This window comes from Streptomyces ureilyticus, from assembly GCF_011045025.1.
Lineage (GTDB): Bacteria > Actinomycetota > Actinomycetes > Streptomycetales > Streptomycetaceae > Streptomyces > Streptomyces ureilyticus.
On the sequence record NZ_JAAKZX010000128.1, the window covers coordinates 19,941 to 27,650 of the forward strand.

The window sequence follows — 7,710 nt, forward strand, 5'->3', positions numbered from 1 at the left end:
GGCTTTACAGTGCGCCCTTCGTGGACGGCAGGATGCCGGCGGCCCGCGGGTCACGCTCGGAGGCGTAACGCAGCGCCCGCGCCAGCGCCTTGAACTGGCACTCCACGATGTGGTGCGCGTTACGCCCGTAGGGCACGTGGACGTGCAGCGCGATCTGCGCCTGGGCGACGAAGGACTCCAGGATGTGCCGGGTCATCGTGGTGTCGTACTCGCCGATCATCGGCGCCATCTTCTCGGGCTCCGTGTGCACGAGGTAGGGGCGGCCGGACAGGTCGACGGTCACCTGGGCGAGCGACTCGTCCAGCGGGACCGTGCAGTTGCCGAAGCGGTAGATCCCCACCTTGTCGCCGAGCGCCTGCTTGAAGGCCGCGCCCAGCGCAAGAGCCGTGTCCTCGATGGTGTGGTGCGAGTCGATGTGCAGATCGCCCTCCGTCTTCACGGTCAGGTCGAACAGACCGTGCCGGCCGAGCTGGTCGAGCATGTGGTCGTAGAAGCCGACCCCGGTCGACACATCGACCTTTCCGCTGCCGTCGAGGTCGATCTCGACGACGACGGACGTTTCCTTGGTGTTCCGTTCGACACGGCCTACGCGGCTCATGCGTTCTGCTCCTTCTTGAGTTCACGTACCGCGTCGAGGAACGCGTCGTTCTCTTCGGGTGTACCGGCGCTGACCCGCAGCCACCCCGGTACGCCGTTGTCCCGGACCAGGACGCCCCGGTCGAGGATCTTCTGCCAGACCTCATGGGAGTCGGCGAACCGCCCGAACTGCACGAAGTTGGCGTCGGACTCGGTCACTTCGTAGCCGATCGCGCGCAACTCGGCGACCAGCCGGTCCCGCTCGGCCTTCAGCTGCTCCACGTATCCCAGCAGCGTGTCGGTGTGCTCCAGCGCGGCCAGCGCGGTCGCCTGCGTGACCGCCGACAGGTGATACGGCAGCCGTACGAGCTGGACGGCGTCCACCACCGCCGGGTGTGCGGCGAGATAGCCGAGGCGCAGCCCGGCCGCGCCGAACGCCTTCGACATGGTCCGCGAGACGACCAGATGCGGCCGGCCTTCGAGCAGCGGCAGCAGCGAGTCACCGTGACTGAACTCGATGTACGCCTCGTCCACGACCACCATGGACGGCTTCGCCGCCTGCGCGGCCTCGTACAGCGCGATGACTGTCTCGGGCGGAACCGCGTTGCCCGTGGGGTTGTTGGGGGTCGTGATGAAGACGATGTCCGGCCGGTGCTCGGCGATCGCCCGCTCGGCGGCGGCGAGATCGACCGTGAAGTCGTCGTTGCGGGGGCCGGAGATCCAGCCGGTGCCCGTGCCGCGCGCGATCAGGCCGTGCATCGAGTACGAGGGCTCGAAGCCGATCGCCGTACGGTCCGGCCCGCCGAAGGTCTGCAGCAGCTGCTGGATGACCTCGTTCGAGCCGTTGGCCGCCCAGACGTTCTCGAGGCCGACCGCGTACTTGCCCGTGTCCGTCAGGTACTTGGCCAGTTCGGTGCGCAGCTCCACCGCGTCCCGGTCGGGGTAGCGGTTGAGGTTCCGGGCGGCCTCGCGCACCCGCTCGGCGATCCGCTCGACGAGGGGTTCGGGCAGCGCGTACGGGTTCTCGTTGGTGTTCAGGCGTACGGGGACGTCGAGTTGGGGCGCGCCGTAGGGGGACTTGCCGCGCAGCTCGTCCCGTACGGGGAGATCGTCGATGCCGGTCATTTGTTCGGCACCTTCCAGTCGAACCGCGCCTTGATCGCCGCACCGTGCGCGGGCAGGTCCTCGGCCTCGGCGAGCGTCACCACGTGGTGCGCCACCTCGGCGAGGGCGTCGCGCGTGTAGTCGACGATGTGGATGCCGCGCAGGAAGGACTGGACGCTGAGCCCCGAGGAGTGGCAGGCGCAACCGCCGGTCGGGAGGACGTGGTTGGAGCCCGCCGCGTAGTCGCCCAGCGAGACGGGCGCCCAGGGGCCGATGAAGATCGCGCCCGCGTTCGTCACGCGGTCGGCCACCGAGGCGGCGTCGGCCGTCTGGATCTCCAGGTGCTCCGCGCCGTACGCGTTCACGACCCGCAGGCCCTCGTCCACGCCGGAGACCAGCACGATCGCGGACTGCCGGCCCGCGAGTGCAGGGGTGATCCGGTCCTCGATGTGCTTGGTGGCGGCGACCTGCGGCTCGAGTTCCTTCGCGACGGCGTCGGCCAGCGCCACGGAGTCCGTGACCAGGACGGCCGCCGCGAGCGGGTCGTGCTCGGCCTGGCTGATCAGGTCGGCGGCGACGTGCACCGGGTCGGCGGTCTCGTCCGCGAGGATCGCGATCTCGGTCGGGCCGGCCTCGGAGTCGATGCCGATGAGGCCTGTGAAGTACCGCTTGGCGGCGGCGACCCAGATATTGCCGGGGCCGGTGACCATGTTGGCGGGCGGGCAGGACTCGGTGCCGTACGCGAACATCGCGACCGCGGTGGCGCCGCCCGCCGCGTACACCTCGTCGACGCCGAGCAGCGCGCAGGCGGCGAGGATCGTCGGGTGTGGGAGGCCGTTGAACTCGGCCTGGGCGGGCGAGGCGAGAGCTACGGAGCCGACGCCGGCCTCTTGCGCGGGGACGACGTTCATGATCACGGAGGACGGGTACACCGAGCGGCCGCCCGGTGCGTACAGCCCGACCCGCTCGACCGGCACCCACTTCTCGGTCACCATGCCGCCAGGCACGACCTGGGTGGTGTGGCTGGTGCGGCGCTGCTCGCGGTGGACGATGCGGGTGCGACGGATGGACTCCTCGAGGGCCGCGCGCACGGCCGGGTCGAGCTCTTCGAGTGCGCGGTCGAGCGCCGCGGCGGGCACCCGCACCTGGTCGAGCTTGACCCCGTCGAACTTCTCCGCGTAGTCGATCAGCGCCGCGTCGCCCCGATGGTGCACGGCCTCGCAGATCGGACGCACCTTCTCCAGGGCGGCCGAGACGTCGAAGTCGGCTCGGGGCAGCAGGTCGCGCAAGGCGGGGCCCTCGGGGAGGGCGTCGCCGCGCAGATCGATTCGAGAGATCACGTGGCCAATTCTCTCAGACAGGGATCGGCCGCCGGACGGCTGTATCAATCGCTGGGACGACGCCGGACTCCACAGATCACCTTCACTCTGAGTGTTCGGACGGCCACTCAGCGGGCATCACATGAACAGCTGTACGAACACTGACTGGCATGAGTAGCAGAGGAAGCGGGTGGCCGTGACTGAGGGTGTCGGCATCCGGGACGGGGTCCGGGACGTGGATCCGCCGGAGGATCTCACCGCCGCCGAGACGGGAATGTGGCAGGCGTTCCGCAGCGGCAGCGTGTTCGACCTGCGCACCGGGGACCCCAGTGTGGACGATCCGCACGGTGGCCGTCCCTGGGGCCTGGAGCGGAGTGTGCGGGCCCGCGTCGTGGCGATGTTGCTGCTGAACGGGCCGCCCGCGCTGGACGGCCGCGTCTCGTCCCTGAAGCTGACCGGCATCCAGATCACCGGCGTACTCGATCTCGCGGGCGGCACGATCGTCCCGTATGTCGAGATGAAGGGCTGCCGTTTCGAGAAGGAACTCCTGCTGCCGGAGGCCCGGTTCACGACCGTGCGCCTGGTCGGCTGCTCGGTGCCGCGGCTCGAGGCGGCCCGGCTGCACACCGAGGGCGATCTGCATCTGCCGCGCTGCCGCTTCCACCACGGCGTACGCCTCACCGATGCCCACATCGGCACAGATCTGCTGCTCAACCAGGCCGTGGTCCACCGGGACCGGCACGGCCGCTCGATCACCGGCGACGGGATCACCGTCGGCCAGGACCTCCAAGCCGAAATGCTGGAGTCCGACGGCGAGTTGAGCCTGCGCGGCGCCACGGTCGGCGTCTCGCTCAGTCTGCGCGGCAGCCGGCTGAAGAACCCGTACGACCGGCTGGCGCTGAACGCCCCGCAGCTGACCGTGGAGCGCACGCTCTATATGACGCCCGCGGGCGTCGGTAATCCGCGGCAGACCAGCGGCAGGACTCCGGCGCGCGGAACGCGCGTGCAGCGGTTCGCGTGCGAGGGCGGGATCCGGCTGGACGACGGGCGGTTCGGGGACGCGGTGGATTTCGAGCAGGCCCGCTTCGTTCTCAGGGACGACCAGGAGATATCGCTGCGCCGGGTGCAGGTTCCCGAGCTGCGCTTCCTCGGGGAGCGGCCGCGGCGCGGGCGGGTCGTGCTCTCCGGCGCCCGGGTCGTCAACCTCATGGACGCCGCGACCAGTTGGCCTGGCGCGGGCCAGTTGCAGATGGGCGGCTTCCAGTACGAGAACCTCGTGCCGCGCGGCCCGTTCCCGCTCGCCAGGCGCCTGGAGTGGGTGGCCGCCGCGACCCCCGAGTACAACCCGGAGCCGTACGAGCGGCTGGCGGCCGTGCTGCGCGACGGCGGCGAGGAGGAGGACGCACGCGAGGTACTGCTCGCCAAGCAGCGCCATCGCCGCGAGTTCCTGCCGCCCGCGGCCAGGCTCTGGGGATACGTACAGGACTGGACGGTCGCCTACGGGTACCGCCCGGCACGGGCCGCCCTGTGGATGGCGGTGCTGTGGGCGGCGACCTCGCTAGCGTTCCGCCACGCCGACCATCCGCCGATCAAGACGGGCGAGCATCCGCCGTGGAACCCCTCCCTCTTCGCCCTGGACCTGCTCCTGCCCGTCATCGACCTCGGCCAGGTGGGCTACTGGCAGTTGCACGGCGGCTGGCAGTGGCTGGCCGCCGCGGTGATCCTTCTCGGCTGGATCCTGGCAACAGCGGTGGCGGCGGGCGCGACACGGCTGCTCCGCCGGGGCTGAACCGTAATCTGAACGCGCACAACCATGGCCGCATTTCGACCGTCTTCTCACCGCAAGCATGAATTGAGCGACACGACGTCAGAGGGCGCGCCCTAAGGAGGCCGCAGGCCTCTTAGGGGCGCGGGGCTGTGACGTCTGCGGCTCCGCCGGGGGCGCGACCGGCCACGACGGACCCGCAGTTGCGAACCACATTTCCGGCGGAGCGGCTCTCGCGGTACCGCGAGAGCCGCTCCGGCTCAGGCGCAAAGGGAGGTGCCACAAAAATGGCACTGCTACGCGCGTTCATCCGTACCGCCCGGATGGCGCGGAACACCTCCCCGCTCGCCGTCGGCCTGCCCCGTGACGACGAGGTGCTGCTCGACGCCCCGGACGAGCGGCTCGCGCCGGCGTTGGTCGCCGCGGGCCAGGGCGAGTACGAGCCCGCGGCCAAGCTGCTCGCCACCACGCGGGAGGCCGCCGAGTGGGAGGACCGCGACCGGTACGCCACGCGTCTCGCCGCCTTCGCGCGCTCCCGCCCCGAGTGGTTCGCCCTCTGGCGGTACGCGGCCCCGCACGACCCCGACGCGCTGCTGGTCAAGGCCGAACTGGCGGTGTGCCAGGGCTGGGAGTCGCCGGCCCGTGCCGAACTGCTGCGCCAGGTCGCGCCGTTGATCACCACGGCCGCCGAGGCCGACCCGCTCGATCCGGTGCCGTGGCGGATCGCGCTGGACCACGCCCGGGGTACGAACGCGCCGCACACCGAGTTCGAGGACCTGTGGGCCGAGGCCGTACGCCGTTCCCCGCACCACTACGGCTGCCATGTGTCCGCCCTCCAGTACCTGTCCGCCGCCTGGTACGGCTCGCACCGCGAGTGCTTCGACTTCGCCGAGCGGGCCGCGCAGGACGCGCTGCCGGGCTCCCTCGTCCAAGCACTCCCCGTGCGCGCGGCCTTCGCGTATCTGACCGAGGAGAGCGGCAGGTGCGCGGTGCCGCGCGAGCGCCTGGACGCGGCGGCCGATCTCGCGATCGCCCTGTCGCAGGAGTACGCGCCCGCCGACCCGTGGCCCGCCCAGGTCCGCAACCTGCTGACGTACGTGCTGATCCGGCTCGAACGCTGGGAGGACGCGCTGACACAGCTGCGCCGGATCGGGCCGTACGCCACCTCGTTCCCCTGGGACCGGATCTCGGACGACCCGCTCGGCCAGTTCCTCGAACTCCGGGACGGTGTACGGCTGGAGGTGGCCGCGCGCACGCCGTTCCGGCTACGCAGGACGGAGCCCACGCGTCCACTGAGTGACCACGGCGAACCCGCCGACCCGGGCGACCATTAGGCTTTTGCGTCGTGACCACCGTCCGGCTGCCGCTCTTCCCCCTGAACTCGGTGCTGTTCCCGGGGCTCGTCCTGCCCCTGAACATCTTCGAGGAGCGCTATCGCGCCATGATGCGCGAATTGCTGAAGACTCCCGAGGACGAACCGCGCCGGTTCGCCGTCGTCGCGATCCGCGACGGCCACGAGGTCGCGCCGAGCGCGCCTGGGCTGCCGGACCAGACGGCCGTACCGGAGCGCGGGCCCGCGGCCGGTTTCGGCGACGATCCCGCGCAGGCCCTCCACAAGGTGGGCTGTATCGCGGACGCGGCGACCATCCGGGAGCGGGCCGACGGCAGCTTCGAGGTGCTGGCCACCGGGACGAGGCGCGTACGGCTGCTCTCGGTGGACACGTCCGGCGCCTTCCTGACGGCTGAGCTGGAAGAGCTGGAGGAGGACCCGGGAGACGAGGCCGGGGCACTGGCAGAGGGGGTACTGCGGGCCTTCCGCCAGTACCAGAAGCGGCTGGCCGGGGCGCGCGAACGGTCCCTGTCGACGGGCGGCGAGCTGCCGGACGAGCCGTCCGTCGTCTCCTACCTGGTAGCGGCGGCGGCGATGCTGGACGTCCCGGCGAAGCAGCGCCTGCTCCAGGCCCCGGACACGGCGTCCCGTCTGCGCGAGGAGCTGAAATTGCTGCGCGCGGAGACGGCGATCATCCGTAACCTGCCCTCACTGCCCGCGACGGAGCTGACCCGCGGGCCGACGAGTCTCAACTGACGTAAGGCTTGGTTCCGTTGGCGAAGAAGTCGAAGAAACAGCAGCAGTCCGGGGGTACGCCCGCGACGGTGGCCCTGACGGCGGCGGGCGTCGCGTACACCATGCACGCGTACGAGCACGACCCCTCCCGCCCGTCGTACGGCGAGGAGGCGGCCGAGGCGATGAACGTCTCCCCCGACCGCGTCTTCAAGACCCTGGTGGCGGAGGTCGACGGCGAGCTCGCGGTGGCCGTGGTCCCCGTGGCAGGCTCCCTCGACCTGAAGGCCCTGGCCGCGGCGGTGGGCGGCAAACGCGCCACGATGGCCGACCCTGCAGCGGCGGAACGCACGACAGGCTACGTCCGCGGCGGCATCTCCCCCCTGGGCCAGCGCAAAAAGCTCCGCACGGTCCTGGACTCCTCGGCCGACGCCCACGCCACGATCTGCGTCTCGGCGGGCCGCCGCGGCCTGGAAGTCGAACTCTCCCCCAACGACCTGACCAAGCTCACGGAAGCGACCTCGGCACCGATCGCCCGCGCGTGACCACTCGACGAATGCCGCATTCTCGGCTAAACCGAAAACATGTCGAAGAAAACACGCAAACGCAAGTGGCGCACGAAGAAGGGCCGCTCGAACCATGGCCACAGGCCCGCGTAGGGAGAAGGGCGGGCGGTAGCAGCCGCTGGGGCGGTAACTACCGCTGGGGTGGCAGCAGCCGCCCGCCTGCACTCACCTGAACTCCCCTGCACTGTTCAGCCAAGCCCAGCCCCAATCAGCCCGTCCGGCGTTTGAGGACGAGGCCGTTCAAGCCGATGGGGGTCTGGGGGCGCAGCCCCAGCGGGGTCCAGGGGCGGAGCCCCTTGGTATGGGACTGTCTCTTAT

7 protein-coding genes are annotated in these 7,710 nt (G+C 70.7%); 4 read left to right on the top strand and 3 right to left on the bottom strand.

Translation table 11 applies throughout. From position 1 onward, the window contains the following. Nucleotides 1-4: 4 nt before the first annotated feature. The 3 genes from hisB to hisD are packed head-to-tail and all read right to left on the bottom strand — an operon-like array spanning nucleotide 5 to nucleotide 3,020. A complete protein-coding gene (hisB, locus tag G6048_RS31395; RefSeq protein WP_151479224.1) occupies nucleotides 5-598 on the bottom strand; it encodes an imidazoleglycerol-phosphate dehydratase HisB in 594 nt (197 codons plus the stop codon). Next, a complete protein-coding gene (locus G6048_RS31400) occupies nucleotides 595-1,701 on the bottom strand; it encodes a histidinol-phosphate transaminase (RefSeq protein WP_165342981.1) in 1,107 nt (368 codons plus the stop codon). Before G6048_RS31400 ends, hisB begins: the two co-directional genes overlap by 4 nt. After that, nucleotides 1,698-3,020 carry a histidinol dehydrogenase gene (gene hisD / locus G6048_RS31405; protein WP_165342982.1) on the bottom strand — a complete coding sequence of 441 codons (1,323 nt, stop codon included), beginning with the start codon at nucleotides 3,018-3,020 and terminating at the stop codon, nucleotides 1,698-1,700. The genes G6048_RS31400 and hisD overlap by 4 nt, the downstream gene beginning before the upstream one ends. A 175-nt stretch (nucleotides 3,021-3,195) precedes the next feature. Between hisD and G6048_RS31410 the strand changes: the two genes are divergently transcribed. The 4 genes from G6048_RS31410 to ybaK all read left to right on the top strand — a co-directional run bounded on the left by G6048_RS31410 (nucleotide 3,196) and on the right by ybaK (nucleotide 7,371). Then, nucleotides 3,196-4,788, top strand: a complete 1,593-nt coding sequence (locus tag G6048_RS31410; protein ID WP_165342983.1) for an oxidoreductase — start codon at nucleotides 3,196-3,198, stop codon at nucleotides 4,786-4,788. Between the two features lie 263 nt (nucleotides 4,789-5,051). Then, nucleotides 5,052-6,098: a hypothetical protein gene (locus G6048_RS31415; RefSeq protein WP_165342984.1), complete on the top strand. Its 1,047-nt coding sequence runs from the start codon at nucleotides 5,052-5,054 to the stop codon at nucleotides 6,096-6,098. Between the two features lie 11 nt (nucleotides 6,099-6,109). Beyond that, the gene (locus tag G6048_RS31420; RefSeq protein ID WP_165342985.1) at nucleotides 6,110-6,850 is read left to right on the top strand and encodes an LON peptidase substrate-binding domain-containing protein; all 741 of its coding nucleotides are present in this window, start codon (nucleotides 6,110-6,112) and stop codon (nucleotides 6,848-6,850) included. Nucleotides 6,851-6,867: 17 nt separating this feature from the next. Next, nucleotides 6,868-7,371 carry a Cys-tRNA(Pro) deacylase gene (gene ybaK / locus G6048_RS31425; RefSeq protein WP_165342986.1) on the top strand — a complete coding sequence of 168 codons (504 nt, stop codon included), beginning with the start codon at nucleotides 6,868-6,870 and terminating at the stop codon, nucleotides 7,369-7,371. Nucleotides 7,372-7,710: the final 339 nt, after the last annotated feature.